The 15928-nt window shown below is 67.4% G+C and carries 12 protein-coding genes; 5 read left to right on the forward strand and 7 right to left on the reverse strand.

All coding sequences use genetic code 11. The annotated features are described in order from the left end of the window. A complete protein-coding gene (locus ACMHYJ_RS05135; protein ID WP_414245128.1) occupies positions 1–1461 on the reverse strand; it encodes a DEAD/DEAH box helicase in 1461 nt (486 codons plus the stop codon). 371 nt (positions 1462–1832) lie between these two features. Here ACMHYJ_RS05135 and ACMHYJ_RS05140 point away from each other — a divergent pair, with 371 nt between their 5' ends. Next, positions 1833–2453: a LemA family protein gene (locus ACMHYJ_RS05140; RefSeq protein ID WP_414245204.1), complete on the forward strand. Its 621-nt coding sequence runs from the start codon at positions 1833–1835 to the stop codon at positions 2451–2453. Further along, on the forward strand, positions 2450–3448 hold the full coding sequence (locus tag ACMHYJ_RS05145) for a TPM domain-containing protein (protein ID WP_414245129.1): 999 nt from the start codon (positions 2450–2452) through the stop codon (positions 3446–3448). Before ACMHYJ_RS05140 ends, ACMHYJ_RS05145 begins: the two co-directional genes overlap by 4 nt. 56 nt (positions 3449–3504) lie before the next feature. On the opposite strand, the gene ACMHYJ_RS05150 is transcribed toward ACMHYJ_RS05145, so the two are convergent. The 6 genes from ACMHYJ_RS05150 to ACMHYJ_RS05175 all read right to left on the reverse strand — a co-directional run bounded on the left by ACMHYJ_RS05150 (position 3505) and on the right by ACMHYJ_RS05175 (position 11386). Continuing rightward, positions 3505–4962: a GTPase/DUF3482 domain-containing protein gene (locus ACMHYJ_RS05150; RefSeq protein WP_414245130.1), complete on the reverse strand. Its 1458-nt coding sequence runs from the start codon at positions 4960–4962 to the stop codon at positions 3505–3507. Next, entirely contained in the window at positions 4955–6346 is a 1392-nt protein-coding gene (locus tag ACMHYJ_RS05155) for a DUF2868 domain-containing protein (protein WP_414245131.1), read from the reverse strand. Before ACMHYJ_RS05155 ends, ACMHYJ_RS05150 begins: the two co-directional genes overlap by 8 nt. Before the next feature lie 73 nt (positions 6347–6419). After that, positions 6420–6857, reverse strand: coding sequence for a DUF1850 domain-containing protein (locus tag ACMHYJ_RS05160; protein ID WP_414245132.1), 438 nt, complete (start codon positions 6855–6857; stop codon positions 6420–6422). Next, positions 6857–8875: a TRAP transporter permease gene (locus ACMHYJ_RS05165; RefSeq protein ID WP_414245133.1), complete on the reverse strand. Its 2019-nt coding sequence runs from the start codon at positions 8873–8875 to the stop codon at positions 6857–6859. The genes ACMHYJ_RS05160 and ACMHYJ_RS05165 overlap by 1 nt, the downstream gene beginning before the upstream one ends. A gap of 90 nt (positions 8876–8965) precedes the next feature. Next, complete coding sequence (locus tag ACMHYJ_RS05170; protein WP_414245134.1) at positions 8966–9922, reverse strand: TAXI family TRAP transporter solute-binding subunit; 957 nt, start codon at positions 9920–9922, stop codon at positions 8966–8968. A 150-nt stretch (positions 9923–10072) separates the two neighbouring features. Beyond that, entirely contained in the window at positions 10073–11386 is a 1314-nt protein-coding gene (locus ACMHYJ_RS05175) for an alanine/glycine:cation symporter family protein (RefSeq protein ID WP_414245205.1), read from the reverse strand. 279 nt (positions 11387–11665) lie between these two features. Here ACMHYJ_RS05175 and ACMHYJ_RS05180 point away from each other — a divergent pair, with 279 nt between their 5' ends. From ACMHYJ_RS05180 to ACMHYJ_RS05190, 3 genes are all read left to right on the forward strand, one after another. Beyond that, positions 11666–12460, forward strand: coding sequence for a helix-turn-helix domain-containing protein (locus ACMHYJ_RS05180; RefSeq protein ID WP_414245135.1), 795 nt, complete (start codon positions 11666–11668; stop codon positions 12458–12460). A gap of 49 nt (positions 12461–12509) precedes the next feature. Continuing rightward, a complete protein-coding gene (gene hemE / locus ACMHYJ_RS05185) occupies positions 12510–13577 on the forward strand; it encodes a uroporphyrinogen decarboxylase (protein ID WP_414245136.1) in 1068 nt (355 codons plus the stop codon). Positions 13578–13876: 299 nt separating this feature from the next. Further along, positions 13877–15928 (forward strand): primosomal protein N', encoded by a 2052-nt coding sequence (locus ACMHYJ_RS05190; protein ID WP_414245137.1) that lies wholly within the window; start codon positions 13877–13879, stop codon positions 15926–15928.

Consider the following 15928-nt stretch of genomic DNA (forward strand, 5'->3'; position numbering starts at 1 on the left):
TTAATCCGCTTTCTGCTGCAGCAGGGCCGCGGCGCGGCCGCCCTGGGGCCGGCTGTTGCGCCGGGGGGCGGACTCCGGGGTGCGGCGGGTGTCGCTGCGGCGGGCGTCCGAGGCAGGCCGTGCCGCATCCGCCGATGGGCGGCGCGCGCCGTCGCGACGGCTTGGACGGCCGTCGCGGGCGGCGCCGTTGTCCGGGCGGCGGTGGCGGCCATCGCGCGGCGCGTCGCCGCGGCCCCCGCGAAAATCCCCCTGCAGGCGGGCCAGGGCCCGTTTCTCGCGGGCATCCGGGGCCGAATCCGCCGTCACCATGGCGTTGGGGTTCCAGCCTTCGATGGCGATGGGTTCGATGGTTTGCTTGGTCAGGCGTTCGATGGCGCGCAGCAGCTTGATTTCCGTTTGATCCACCAGCGACAGGGCCGAGCCGGTGCTGCCTGCGCGGCCCGTGCGGCCGATGCGGTGCACGTAGTCTTCCGGCACATTGGGCAGTTCGAAGTTGACCACCTGCGGCAGCTGGTCGATGTCCAGGCCCCGGGCGGCGATGTCGGTGGCCACCAGCACGGCGACCTTGCCGTCCTTGAAGCCCGACAGCGCCTTGGTGCGGGCGGCCTGGCTTTTATTGCCATGGATGGCGGCGGCGGTCAGGCCGTCCTTGACCAGCTTTTCGGCCAGGCGATTGGCGCCGTGCTTGGTGCGGGTGAATACCAGCACCTGGTGCCAGCCGCTTTCGCGGATGATGTGGCTCAACAGGTCGCGCTTGTGGGTCTGTTCGGTCATCACCACGCGCTGGCTGACCAGTTCGGAGGTGGTGTTGCGCCGGGCCACCGAGACTTCGCCCGGATTGCGCAGAATGCCCTGGGCCAGGCCGCGGATGTCGTCTGAAAATGTGGCCGAGAACAGCAGGTTCTGGCGTTTTGCCGGCAGCAGTTTCAGCACGCGGCGGATGTCGTGGATGAAGCCCATGTCCAGCATGCGGTCGGCTTCGTCCAGCACCAGGATTTCCACGCCGGACAAATCCAGGGTCTTCTGTTGGGCGTGATCCAGCAGGCGTCCGGGCGTGGCCACCAGGATGTCGAGCGGCTTTTTCAGGGCCGTGATCTGGGGGTTGATGTTGACCCCGCCGAACATCACCATCGAGCGGATGCGGGTGTGCTGGCCATACAGGCGCACGGATTCCTCGACCTGGGCGGTGAGTTCGCGCGTGGGGGTCAGAACCAGCACACGCGGGCGTCCGGCCTGGCGGCTGTCGAGGGGATGCTGGATCAGGTAGTGCAGGATGGGCAGCGTGAACCCGGCGGTCTTGCCGGTGCCGGTCTGGGCGGCGGCCAGCAGGTCGCCGCCTTCCATGACGCGGGGGATGGCTTGCGCCTGGATGGGGGTGGGGTGGGTGTAGCCGGCGTCGTGCACGGCACGCAGCAAGGGTTCTGCCAAGCCCAGCGAGGCAAAAGTAACGGAATTGTCCAACAGAATGACTCCAGCGACCGCCTATCGCTCAAGTCGAGAGATACCAATCTAGGCTGACGAATGAATGAAAACAGAAAATGGCTGCCAGGCTGAACCTGGGAGAGGGCATGCCGCCTGAATCAGGGGCAAGCGGCGAACCAGGGCCGGGAAACACGATGCAGCGGACTGGTAAGCTGCACGAAGGATCGCATTATAGCTTGAGCCGGGCGGCGGACAGTGCAATTTGCCGGCCAAATGTCTTTAAAATGCGTCGATGCGGCCCCCGATCCGGCTTCGGGCGGGCGTCGCGTGCGGCGGGCAGCCCTTTGGCCGGACGGATTCCACCGGCCGATCGGGCGGGCGGCCCCTTCAAAAACACCTTGGACGAGGTTCTGATGATCGGACGGTTTTTCAATCTGGCGGTGATGGCGGCCTTGGCGCTGCTGTTGTCGGGCTGCGGCTACAACGAAATCCAGCGGCAGGACGAACAGGTCAAGGCCGCCTGGTCGCAGGCGCTCAATCAATACGAACGCCGGGCCGACCTGGTGCCCAAGCTGGTGTCGTCCGTGAACGCCTATATGGTCAACGAGCGCAGCCTGCTGGAACAAGTCACCAAGGATCGCGCGCGGGTGGGGCAGATCAAGATCGGCGCCGACGACCTGGACGATCCCGCCTTGATGGCGCGCTTCGAGCAGGCGCAGGCCGCCTTGGGTTCCAGTCTGTCGCGCCTGCTGGCCGTGTCGGAAAACTACCCGCAGCTGAAAAGCGACGGCCTGTTCCGTGACTTGATGACGCAGCTGGAAGGCACCGAGAACCGCATCGCCGTGGCGCGAGAGCGCTATGTCGGCGCGGTGCAGGCCTATAACCTGACCATCCGCGAATTTCCCACCCTGATCACGGCGCGGATTTTCGGCTACCAGACCAAGGCCCAATATGGGCTGGACAAGGCCGATGCGGTGATGCAAGACCCCGTGATCAAGTTCGACCTGCCTGCGACAGGCGCGGCGCAATGAGCGGCGCGGCCCTTTGTCCGGCGCCGGGCGGCGGATCGGCGCGGGGGTTCGTGGCGGGCCGTTGCCGGCGCGCCCGGGCCGGTTGGATGGGGCTGGGGCGCTGGGCGGTGGTGTGCGCGATTCTGGCCTGGTGTCTCGCCGCGTCCGCCTGGGCGGCGGCCCCGTCGGCGCCCGGCGCCGACACGGCGGCATCACCGGCGCCCGGGGCCATCGTAGCGGTGCCGGACTGGCGCGCGCCGGTCATGGATCTGGCCGGTGTTTTGGACGCCGATCAGCTGCGGCATCTGGATACCCAGTTGCGCGATTGGGAAAAAACACAGGGCTCGCAACTGTTCGTGCTGCTGGTGCCCACGACCGGGCCGGAGACAATCGAGCAATACGCGCGCCGCGTGTTCGATACCTGGGCCGTGGGGCGTCGCGGCCTGGATGACGGGGTTCTGCTGCTGGTGGCCGTGCAGGATCGCCGGGTGCGCATCGAGGTGGGTTATGGCCTGGAAGGCGCGGTCACCGATGTTCAATCGGGGCGCATCATCCGCGAACAGATCGCGCCGCAGTTCGCCCAGGGCGAGGTCTACGCCGGTTTGCAGGCCGGGGTGTCGGCGTTGCAGGCCCTGATCCGGGGCGAAGACCTGCCCGCGCCGGATCAGACGGACGACGAGGGCGCGCCGGAATTGGTCATGGCGGGGTTTTTGCTGGTGATGGCGCTGGTCATGCCGCTATGGTTGTCGGCGGCCCTGGCGGGCGGGTTTGTCTGGTTGCTGACGGGAAGCCTCGGGTGGGCCGTGCTGGGTGCGCTGGCCGGGGTGCTGGTGGGGGCGATTGCTCGGCTGCTGGGGATCACGAAGCGGCTGCGCCGCCGGGGTGCCGGCGGGCGCGACGATGATTTTGGCGGCGGTTTCGGCGGGGGCGGTTTTGGCGGGGGCTCAGGCGGTTCCGGCGGAGGGGGCGGCGGCGGTGGCCGTGGCGGCGGGGGCGGCGCATCCGGCAGTTGGTGAGTGCGCTGCGCCCGGGCGGCGCACGCCCGGATTCAGCGGCGTTTCTCCGCCGGGCGTCAGAGTGTCAGGAACAAAGCGTGGGCCATCTGGCCGATCAGCAATTCCCGCTGCGGATCCGGGGTGGGGGCTTCGCCGATGGTGGACCAGCCCGGGTGGCTGCGGGCCTCGTTGAGGATGGTCTGCACGGCGGGCGGCAGGTGGTTGGGGGGCTCGGGCGCGGCCTCGTCGTCGCCGGCCGCCGCCGGGTCGCCTTCCGGGGCGCGGCCCGGCGGGTCGGTTCGGGCCATCAGATCCTGGCTGATGGGCCGCATGGCGGCATGGCCCCGGCATTCCAGGGCGCGCACCAGGGCCAGCTGGCGCAAGCCCAGCAGATGCAGCACGGGGTCGTCCACGGTCATTTCCACTTGGCCGGCCAGTTTGCCGATCAGGCGCTTGCCCCATTGGTTGGCGCCCTGCCAGACCCCGCCGATGGCGGCCCCCAGCAGGGTGGCCGTGCCCAGACTGAGGCCGCCGGTGAGGACGTCCACCGTCGCGCCCGCCACGGCGCCGGTGGCCAGGCCCTTGCTGACCTTGATGCCGAACTCGCGCAGCGCCAGTGGGCTGAACAGATCCATGCCCCAGCGTTCGCCTTCCAGGGGCAGGGGGTGGTGCGGGAAAGTGGACTTGCTGAACCGATAACGCTTGAGCAGCGCGTGGACGCAGCTTTGCTCGCGTTCGCGCGTGCGCTTGCGCAGAACCAGCGTCATGGTGGCCAGGTCGGCGGGGTCGTGCAGGCTGGGCAGGCGCAGGGCGGCGGCATCCATGAGCAACTCGGCGATCAGGCGGGTGGCGTCCTGCAGGCGCTTCAGGCGCTGCTGGCCCAGATCGGTGCGCAGGGCCATCAGCCCGGGCGCCTGCTGATCCAGCATCAACGCCAGACGGTCGAGCAACTGGCTTTCGCCGTCCAGCGCGGGCGCCACGGTATCGAAGTCCACCGTCGCGTGCAGGCCCAGGCGCGCCAGGGCGTCGCGCCAGTCGATGACGTTGGCCAGGGGGCTGCGGGTAAAGTTGAGCACCGGCAGAATGGGGCGTCCGCAGGCCGCCAGCAGGGCCAGTTCGTCGCGGTGCTTGGGCAGCACGGGGTCGCGCACGTCGATCACATACAGGGCCGCGTCGACGGACAGCACCGCCGCCAGCACGCGGCATTCCTGCTCGAAGCGTTCGGCGGCCTCGGGGCTGTCCAGCAGGCGCTGGATGCGGTCGGGCCCATCCAGGCGCTCGTCGGGGGCGATCAGCTGATCCAGGTAGTCCAGCACGCCCATGGCGTCCTCCAGCCCCGGGGTGTCGCGCAAAATCAGCATGGGCTGGCCGTTGCTGGACAGCAGCCGGGCGCTTTCGACATGCCGGGTGGTGCCGGGCTCGTCCGCGACTTCGCCGAACTGTTCGTCGCGCAGCAGGGTGCGCAACAGCGATGTCTTGCCGGTGTTGGTATGGCCAACGACCGCTAGGTCGATGGGAGCGGGGGTTTCAGTCATGGGCGGGACTTCCGAGATGCGCCAGCCAGCTGTCGAAACCGGCGGCCTGGGGCAAGGCGTGTTGGGACAAGAACTGTTGCCAGACCAGGCGCCGCGAGGGGCTGCCTGCCAGGCACAGGATTTGGAAGTCGGCGCTGGTGTGGCGCAATTCGTTGAACCAGGCGGCGGCGCCGCGATCCGGCGTCAGGCGGGCGTCGCAGACCAGCAGCAGGTGCCGGGCCGGTGGCTGTTGACGGATGCGGGCGCGATCCGCGCGGCTGTCGCAGCGGCCCAGATCGTCGATGGCGTCCGGCAGGCCGACCGGGGGCCAGGGGATGTCCGCGCCCAGTTCGTAGGCCAGGACGGCGGCGTGCCGGGCGGCCTGCCGGGCACGGCCCTGACCGGGCAGCGGCGCATCGGGGCGTCCCGCCGGGCGATCCACCCCCAGGGCCTGGTGGGTGGGCAGCAGGCGCTCGCGCAGTTCGAGCCAGCCGGGCAAGTCGGGGTCGATGCGCAGCCGGCGGATGCGCAGGCGCAGCCACAGCCCGCAAACTGCCAGCCCAATCACCCGGGGCAGCAGGCCCCAGACCGTCAGGCAGCCGATCAGCCACCAGGACCACTGCGCCTGCACCGGGGCGGGCGCCGAGGTGGCGGCCATGCTTTGCGCGACGGACTGGCCGCTGGGCAGTGGAAACCCCAGCGCGTGCGGCACGCTGCCCAGCCAATGGCTGAGGGTCAGGAACGTATCCGGCGACAGTAGGGTGGTTTCCCAGTAAAAGGTATAGCTGCGGGTACTGAGCAGCAGCAACAGGCAGGGGAGGGCGCCGGCGAAGAATGCCGTCCAGGCGCCGTGGCTGAACAGGCCCAGCGCGGGCTTCCAGGCCCGCGTGCGCGACAGCAGGGAGAGAAACGCCTGCGCGGCCAGGGCGGCATCGGGGCCCCGGGCGATTTTCCGGGTCAGCCACAGCCAGCCCTGCGACAGGGTGGTGCCCGTGGCGGGCAGGCCGGGCAGACAGCTGGCCAGCCAGATCAGCAGCATCAGGGTGTGCAGGCCCAGCAGGCCCAGCAGGGCCAGGGCCAGATTGACCGTGCCGTCGGGGCGGCCCAGCACGCCGAGGACGGCCCCGGCCCCGGCCAGCACCGCCCCCAGCCACAGCGCCGCCAGGGCCCAGCGGGCGGCCGTTGTCCATTGCCGCAGGCTGGCCTGCAGCGGGCCTTGCCCGGCCAGCCAGGCGGCCCGCGCCAGGATGCGCTGCTGCAGGTCGGCGGGCTGGCGCAGGGCTTGTTGGCAGGCGACAGTGTCTTCCAGCGGGCCCCAGTGGGCTTCGCGCAGGCGCACGGCCTCAGCCTGCCAGTGCTGGTGCAATGGCGACCCGGCGGGCGCGAGGGCGGCGGCAGACTCCATAACGAGCAATCAGCTGAAAAAGTTGATGATACCGAGTTTTAAAGCCAGGGGTACGCGGTGTGCAAAAACCGGCTTACTCCGAGTTTTCGGGGGGACGTTCAAGCGCGCAGGGCCGCAGCAGCGTGACGTCCCCGTCGGTGGGCATCAGCGCCCGCAGCGGCACGCAGCGCCCTTGCACGCACCAGTCGTAATCGGCGGTATAAGGCGATCGGGTCAGCCGCAGCTGGCGCAATGGCGCGGTTTTGGGCTGGTAGCTGTACCAGCCATCAGCATGGTGCACGGCGTCGGGCGGCGGATCCATCCCCGCCCCGGATCCCAGAATGCGCGCCTGGCCCGCCACCAGAACCGGCAGGCCTGCCGCGTCGCGCTGTACGCGGTAGTCTTCTTCCCAGCGGGTTTTCTCGATGGAGTGGGTCCAGGCCAGGGTAAAGGCCTGGACGGGGATGACGCGTGGCGGCAGTGCCGGGGCCGCCGCCAGCGTCAGGCAAACGCCCAGGATGCCGGGAGGCATCAGGCGGCCTGGATGTCGGGCCCTTGGCGGCGGCTGCGCAGCCAGTGCCAGACCAGGAACACGGCCGTGGCGGCAAAGCCGATGTCGTCGCTCAGGGGGCTGGCGGCCACCAGGAACGCGGCGGCCAGGACGATGTAGAGGCGTTCGGCCCAGTGCAGGCGGGATTTGAGATAGCCCGTCAGCCCGGCCGCCCACAGGGTGATGGCCAGCAGGGCCTTGAACACGATGTAGGCCGTATCCCAGAGGGTGCCCTCTTGCAGCATCAGGGCGGGGGCGTACACCGCCATGTAGGGCGCCACGAAGCCTGCGGCGGCCACGCGCAAGGCCTGGATGCTGATCTTCAGGCCGTTCTCGCGCGCGATGGGGGCGGCGGCGAAAGCGGCCAGCGCCACCGGCGGGGTCAGGTCGGCCATGATGCCGAAATAGAACACGAACATGTGAGAAACGATCAGCGGCACCCCCAGGTTCAGCAGGATGGGCGCCGCCAGCGAACTGGTGATGATGTAGTTGGGGATGGTGGGTATTCCCATGCCCAGCACCAGGCAGGTGAGCATGGTCAGGAACAGGGCCAGGAACAGGCTGTCTTCGCCGATGGCGATGACCTGGCCGCCGAATTCGGCAGCCACGCCGGTCAGGTTGATGATGCCGATGATGACCCCGACCAGGGCGCAGGCGCAGGCGACGGACAAGGCATTGCGCGCGCCCTCGGCCAATGAGTTGAGCGCCAGCTTCAGGGTGCCGTGCCCGGAGCGCCGCGCCAGCAGGATCAGTGTCAGCACCGCCACGATGACGAAAAAGTCGGTGACGCCGAATTGGACGAAGCCGGCGCAGGCGATGCCCAGCAGCAGCCAGAACAGATAGCGCAGCAGCGGCGGGCGGGCGCCCTGGATCACGGCGGCGCCGAAGATCAGGATGACGGTCAGCCCCAGGCCGACCGTGCCGGAAAACAGCGGCGTATAGCCCGAGAACAGCAGCACCACCAGGCCGATGAGGGGCAGCAGCAGATACCATTGCCGCCGCACGGCGGCCCAGGGGTTGGGGCAGTCCGCCTTGGCCAGGCCGTGCAGGCCGCGGCGTCCGGCTTCCAGGTGGACGGTCAGGAAAGCGGTGGCGAAATACAGAATGGCCGGGATGATGGCGGCCTTGACGACCTCGACGTAGGGGATGTTCAGGGTTTCCGCCATGATGAAGGCCACGGCCCCCATCACCGGCGGCATGATCTGCCCGCCCATGCTGGCTGTGGCCTCGACCCCGCCGGCAAAGGCGGGTGAATAGCCGAAGCGTTTCATCAGGGGGATGGTGAACTGTCCGGTGGTGACCACGTTGGCCACTCCCGAGCCGTTGATGGTGCCCATCAGGCCCGAACTGACCACCGAGACCTTGGCCGGACCGCCGCGGGTGTGGCCCACCAGGCCCATGGAAAAATCGCTGAACAGCTGGATCATCCCGGCCTGCTCCAGGAAAGCCCCGAACAGGATGAACAGATAGATGTAGGTGGACGAGACGTAGGTGGGGGTCCCGTAGATGCCTTCGACCCCGAAGCTCAGGGTGCCGACGATCTGATCCAGCCCGTAGCCGCGGTGCATGAAGGGCCCGGGGATATATTGGCCGAACAGCCCGTAGGCCAGGAACAGGCCGCAGATGATGGGCAGCGCCCAGCCCATCATGCGGCGCGTGGCCTCGAACACCAGCGCGATGGTGATGATCCCCACCACCATGTCTTCGTTCGTCATCTGGCCGGCGCGGGCGGTGAGGTCGGATTCATAGACCCAGTGATACAGGCTGATGACAAAGCCCAGCGTCCCCAGCGTCCAGCCGATGGCGGCCCCGAAGCGCCCGCTGCGGGCGTACAGGGTGAAAATCATCAGCAGGACGAAACCGACGTGGATGGCGCGGATGACCTGGCTGGACAGCGGGCTGTAAGCGGCGGTCCATATCTGGAAGCAGGAAAATGCGACGGCAATCCAGAAAATGCTGCGCGACATGGGTTTGTCCGCAAGATCGTGAGCAGAACTCATGTTTCGGGTTCCTGGGGATGGAGACTGAACAAGCCCCCTCGGGCGGGTGTCCAGAGGGGGCCGGGGGCCTTGCGGTGCAGGGGGCCGGTCTTATTGGATGAGGCCGACTTCTTTGTAGTAGCGCTCCGCGCCGGGGTGCACGGGCACGGGCATGCCCTTCAGAGCGTTGGCGCGTTCGATAGTCTTGGCCGAATTGTGCGTGGCTTTCAGCGTGTCCAGCTGCTCGTAGAAGACCTTGGTCATCTGGTAGACCAGGTCGTCGGGCACTGCGGCCGAGGTGATCAGGAAGTTGGGCACCGCGACGGTGGGCACGCTGTCGGCCATGCCTTCATAGGTATCCGCCGGGATGGTGGCGGGCTGATAGGCCGGATTGTTGATCTTGGCGACGACATCGGCGGGGATGGGCACCACGGCGATCTTGACCGATGTGGCCAGGTCGCGGATGGAGGACACCCCCAGGCCGGCCGATTGCAGCGTCACGTCCAGTTGGCGGTTTTTCATGAGTTCGACGGATTCGCCGAAAGGCAGGTATTCGACCTTGGAGAAATCGTCGTAGGACAGCCCGGCGGCCTTGAGCACGGCCCGCGCGTTGAGTTCGGTGCCCGAGCGGGCCGCCCCGACGGAAATGCGCTTGCCTTTGAGGTCGGCCAGGGTCTTGATGCCCGACTCGGCGTTGGCCACGATCTGGATGTAGTTGTTATAGGTGGCGGTCATGCCGCGCAGGTCTTTCAGCGGGGCCTTGAAGCCGGCCTCGGTGTTGCCAGTGTAGGCATCGGATACGGTATCGGCCAGGGCAAAGGCCAGTTCGCCGCGGCCCGCCTGGATGAGATTCATGTTTTCGGCCGAGGCCTTGGTGACCTGGGCGGTGGATTTGGCGTCGGGAATCTGCTTGTTGTAGATTTGGGACAAGGCCACACCCATGGGGTAGTACACCCCGCTCTGGCCGCCGGTCAGGATATTGATGAATTTGGTGTCGGCGTGGGCGGCACCCGCAGCCACAGTGGCCGCAGCGAGGGCCGCGGTGGCCAGCCATTGGGTCATTTTCATGGTGTGTATTCCTTAAAGTGCAGCGGAGACAGACTGGGGATGTTAACAGTCCCCGTCGGCGGGCTGCACCCGGAATCACCCTAGTGGCCGCATGGTTTCAAGGATCGAACCCGATCCGCCCGCCCGAGGGCGGCGGATGGATCGCGGGCTTTACCGGGCCTGGGCGCTGAGTGCCGTTTTCTGGCCCCGGAAATAATCGCGCGTGAGCTTGACGATGAGCGGGCTCAACAGGATCAGCGAGGCCAGGTTGGGCAGCGCCATCAGGCCGTTCAGGGTGTCGGCCAGCAGCCAGGCGAAGTCCAGTTGGGTGATGGCGCCGAACGGGATGGCGACCACCCACACGATGCGATAAGGCAGAGTGGATTTCGCGCCCAGCAGGAATTCCCAGCATTTTTCGCCGTAGTAGCTCCAGCCCAGAATCGTGGTAAAGGCGAAGATGACCAGGGAGAGCGTCAGGATGATGCCGCCGATGCCGGGCAGCGAAACCTCGAAGGCCGCCGCCGACAGGGCCGCGCCGCTTTCGCCCGAGCTCCAGACCCCCGAGCACACGATGGCCAGGCCGGTGATGCTGCAGATAATGATGGTGTCGATGAAGGTGCCCATCATCCCGATCAGGCCCGATTCCACCGCGTTGCTGGTGGTGCCCGCCGCCTGGGCGATCCCGGCCGACCCCAGGCCGGCTTCGTTGGAGAAAATCCCGCGCGCCACGCCAAAGCGGATGGCGGCCATCACGGCGGCCCCGGCAAAGCCGCCGGTGGCGGCGATGGGCGAGAACGCGTGGGTGAAGATCAGATCCAGGGCGCCGGGGATGCGATCCACATTGACGATGAGCACCGCCAGGCCGGCCACCACATAGGCCACGCACATGGTCGGCACCAGCGAAGCCGCCACGGCCCCGATGCGCTTGATGCCGCCCAGAATCACCAGGCCGATCAGCACCATGGTGACCACGCCGGTGATCCAGGTGGGCACGGAAAAGGTGGATTCCAGCGCCAGAGCCATGCTGTTGACTTGCACCATGTTGCCGATGCCAAAGCCGGCGAAGCCGCCGAAAATGGCGAAGGCGAAACCCAGCCACAGCCATTTGCGGCCCAGGCCGTTCTTGATGGCGTACATGGGGCCGCCGGAATGTTCGCCGTGCTCGTCTTTTTCGCGGAAATGTACCGCCACCACGACTTCGGCGTATTTGGTGGCCATGCCGACCAGCGCCGTGCACCACATCCAGAACAAAGCGCCCGGGCCGCCCAGCGCGATGGCGGTGGCCACCCCGGCGATGTTGCCGGTGCCGACCGTGGCGGCCAGGCAGGTCATCAGCGCCTCGAAGGGACTGATTTCGCCGGTGCTTTTGTCGCCTCGGCGGCGGCCGCGCCAGATCATGGCGAACCCCGTGCCGATGCGCCGCAGCGGCATCAATTTCAGCAGAACCATCAAGAAAAAGCCTGTGCCCAGGATAAGCACCAGCATGGGCGGGCCCCAGACCAGGCCATTGATCTGGTTGACCAGAGAAGTAAGGGTTTCCAAGTGAATCTCCTGCGTACCCGATTAAAAATTGGTGCCATGCTATCACCGTGGTTTCAGTGAGAAATTCTGAAAATTATCGAAATCCAGCAGTTTTCACTGAATCCGGTGGATTCATCTGCTGACCTAGGGTTATCACTGACGTAGTTGTGCGACTATTGCCCTGTCGCGTGCTTGCCTATCCTGTGGTTTTCCATTGCACACAGGACAAAAGGGAGACTGGACATGCGAGAACGACTGGATTGCGCTTTGCTGGCCCCGGGTCGGGGAGACTGGGTTCACGCGCTGCAGGGGGCGCATCTCGGGGGGCGGCTGCACCTGCATGCCTTGCAGCCGCAGCAGACAACCGCCCAGGCCTTGCTGGCCGATCCCGCCTTGGCGCGAGGGCGCTACGACGCCGGGCTGCTGTATGCCGACGAGACCTCGCTGTCCACCTGGCGCACCGTGCTGTCCGCCCGGGCGGGCCGACTGCCCGCCGTGCTGCTGGCGTATGCGGTGGGTTTGCGCGCTCAGGCCGTGCACGACCTGATCACCCTGGGGGTGGCCGATTTTGTCCGGCCGCCGTTTTGCCCGGAAGAACTGCGCGCCCGTCTGCAGGCGGCCCTGCACCGGCTGGCGCCTGTGCGCATCGCCGAGCCCCAGCCGGATTACGGCCAGGCCACGGCCCGGCTGGCCGATCCAGCCCTGACGGAGGCCGATCTGTGCCGCAGCATCTTGGATCGCTCCGGGGCCGAACTGGAAGCCTATGCCGTGGCCCTGGCCATGCAGCGGGCCACCACCCAGGACTCTTTCCGAGAGGCCAAGAACCAGGTGGTGGCCCGCTTTGAACGGGCCTATATCCGGGCGGCGCTGGGTCGCCACGGGGGCAATGTCACCCTGGCGGCCCGCATGGCCCAGAAGCACCGGCGGGCGTTTTGGACGCTGATGCGCAAGCACAATATCGACGCGGCGCCCTATCGGATCGAAGACGATGGCCCGTTCCCGTCCAGGGCGGGTAAAATCCAGGGTTCACCCCCATGACCCAGCCGATATTGCATGGCTCATGCAATAGGCCACAGGAAAATCCCACGTGACCACACTGAAAAACGACGTTTTTTTGCGGGCGCTGCTGCGCCAGCCTGTTCCCTACACCCCCATCTGGATGATGCGCCAGGCGGGCCGCTACCTGCCCGAATACAACCAGACGCGCGCCCAGGCCGGGTCGTTCCTGAATCTGGCGCAAAGCCCGGAATACGCCTGCGAAGTCACGTTGCAACCCCTGCGCCGCTTTGCCCTGGACGCGGCCATTCTGTTTTCCGATATCCTCACCATCCCGGACGCCATGGGCCTGGGCCTGCAGTTCGTGGCGGGCGAGGGCCCGCGCTTCGAGCGCCCCTTGCGCGACGAGGCCGCCATCCGGGCCTTGCAGGCGCCCGATCTCGATCACCTGCGCTATGTGTTTGACGCCGTATCCCTGATCCGCCGCGAACTGGACGGCGCGGTGCCCCTGATCGGGTTTTCCGGCAGCCCCTGGACCCTGGCCTGTTACATGGTCGAAGGCCAGGGCAGCACCGATTACCGTCAGATCAAGACCCTGCTGTATCAGCGCCCGGATCTCCTCCAGCACATCCTGCAGGTCAACGCCCAGGCGGTGCAGGCCTATCTCAATGCGCAAATCCGCGCGGGCGCCCAGGCGGTGATGATTTTCGACAGCTGGGGCGGGGTGCTGGCCGATGGCCTGTTCCAGCAGTTTTCGCTGCACTACACGCGCCAGGTGCTGGATGGCCTGTTGCGCGAACACGAAGGCCAGCGCATTCCCGCCATTGTCTTTACCAAGGGCGGCGGGCAATGGGTGGCCGATATCGCCCAGTCGGGTTGCGATGCCGTGGGGCTCGACTGGACCGCCCGGCTGTCCACGGCCCGCCGGCTGGTGGGCGACCAAGTCGCCCTGCAGGGCAATCTGGATCCCATGGCTCTGTTTGGCGGCGATGCCGCCATTCGCGCCGAGGTTCGCCGGGTGCTGGCCGATTTTGGCGCCGTCGGCGGCGGCGGGCACGTGTTCAATCTGGGCCACGGGATTTCCCAGTTCACGCCGCCGGACGCCGTGCTGTCGCTGGTCGATGAAGTGCATGCCGCCAGCAGGGCGTATCACGCCTAGTGTCCTGGCCAGGACGCCCGGAGGGCGTTCCTTGGGGGCGTCCCGGCCGGATCCGCAATCCGCGGCTGCAATTGCCGTGTTTATGCACAATTTTCAATCAGCTAGGGTTTATACCGACAATTCGTGAACCATTCTGTTTTTTATTTATATCTATCTGATTAATAACAGATATTCTTCAAACACTGTATTTATATCAGGTCTTGACGTTCGCGTGATCACGCACTTGGTGTTATTGCACCCATGTTCTCCACAAAGTTATCCACAGGCGGTCCCGGCGCCGTATGCTGAATCGGGATGTCATGACTGAGGCCAGAGTCTATCTGGCGGTGGCCCTGGATGTGCCGCTGCCCGGGCTGTTCGACTACTGGCACGAGGCGCCGGTGGCCCCGGGCGTGCGGGTGCGGGTGCAATTTGGCCGGCGGATGATGGTGGGCCTGGTCTGGGCTGTGCGGGCCGGCCCGCAGGTGGCGGCGGATCGGGTGCGCGCCATCGAGGCCGTGCTGGACGATCTGCCGCCCTTGGACGGCGACTGGCTGCGCCTGGTGGATTTTGCCGCCCGGTATTATCACCGCCCCCTGGGCGAGGTTGCCTTGCCCGCCTTGCCGCCCAGCCTGCGCCAGCCTGCCGCTTATACCGGTGCGCGGGCGGCCGGCGGGCCGGTGTGCCGGGCCGACCGGCGTCCGGGCACGGCGGCTTCGGGCCAGCCGGCGGCCGTTCCGCCCCCGACGCTCACGCCCGGCCAGCGGCAGGCCCTGGCGGCTTTGCAGGCCCTGCTGGCCCAGGGCCGCGGGGTGGCGCTGCTGCACGGTGTCACCGGCAGCGGCAAGACCGAACTCTACCTGCGCCTGGCCCGCCAAGTGCTGGCCCAGGGCCGCCAGGTGCTGCTGCTGGTGCCCGAAATCAATCTGACCCCGCAGTTGGAACAGGTCGTGCGCGCCCGCCTGGATCTGGGGCCGGGCGGCCTGGCCATGCTGCACAGCCGCCTGGCCGACGGCGAACGGCTGCGCGCCTGGCTGCGGGTGGTGCGCGGCCAGGCGGGGCTGCTGCTGGGCACGCGCCTGGCTTTGATGACGCCCATGCCGCGCCTGGGCCTGATCGTGGTGGACGAAGAACACGATCCGTCCTACAAGCAGCAGGACGGCCTGCGGTATTCCGCCCGCGACTTGGCGGTCTGGCGCGGTCATGACCTGGGCATTCCGGTGGTGCTGGGGTCGGCCACGCCGTCGCTGGAATCCTGGCGTCAGGCGCAGCGCGGCGAATACCGGCTGGTGTCGTTGGCGCACCGGGCCCAGGCCCAGGCGCTGCCCGCCATTCGCCTGGTGGACACCCGCCGGGCGCAGCTCGAACAAGGGTTTACGCCGCAGCTGCTGCAGGCCCTGGATCAGCGGCTGGCACAGGGCGAGCAAAGCCTGGTGTTTCTAAATCGCCGGGGCTATGCGCCCGTGCTGCGCTGCGCCTCATGCGGCTGGGTCAGTCAGTGCCGGCAGTGCACCGCCCATACGGTATTGCACCGGGCGCCGGGGCGCCGTCCGGTGCTGCAGTGCCACCACTGCGGCGATGCGCAGCCGGTGCCGCGCGCCTGCCCGGTGTGCGGCGATCAGGACTTGCAGCCCATGGGGCGCGGCACCCAGCGGGTCGAGGAATTCCTGGCCGAGCGCTATCCCCGGGCGCGGATCGTGCGCATCGATGCCGATGCCACGCGGCGCAAAGGCAGCGCCCAGGCCCTGTTCGCCCAAGTGCACGATGGCCGGGCCGATATCCTGGTGGGCACGCAAATGGTGTCCAAGGGCCACGATTTCGCCCGTCTGGGCCTGGTGGGGGTGCTGAATGCGGACGCCATGCTGTTCGCCCAGGATTTTCGCGCGCCCGAGCGCCTGTTCGCGCAGCTGATGCAGGTGGCCGGGCGGGCGGGGCGGCGCCTGGCGGGGGCCGATGTCCTGGTGCAGACGGACTATCCCGAACAATCGGTCTACCAGGCCTTGCTGAAGCATGATTACCAGCGCTTCGCCCAGGCGGCGTTGGCCGAGCGCCAGGCGCTGTCGCTGCCGCCGTTCTCCCATCAGGCCTTGCTGACGGCGCAGGCCGCACACTTGGCCGATGCGCTGGGGTTTTTGCGGGCGGTGCTGGAAGAAGCCCAAGCCTTGCCGCAGGCGGCGGGCGTGCGCCTGTACGATGCCGTGCCTTTGCGGGTGGTGCGGGTGGCCCGGGTCGAGCGGGCCCAACTGTTGATCGAATCCGATCAACGGCGGGCCCTGCACACCTTGCTGCAGGACTTGCTGCCTCGGCTGGACGGTCTGCCCGCCGCCCGCGCCGTGCGCTGGGGGGTCGAGATCGACCCGCAGGAAATCTGA

This window comes from Castellaniella hirudinis (assembly GCF_047468865.1).
Classification (GTDB): Bacteria; Pseudomonadota; Gammaproteobacteria; order Burkholderiales; family Burkholderiaceae_B; genus Castellaniella; species Castellaniella hirudinis_A.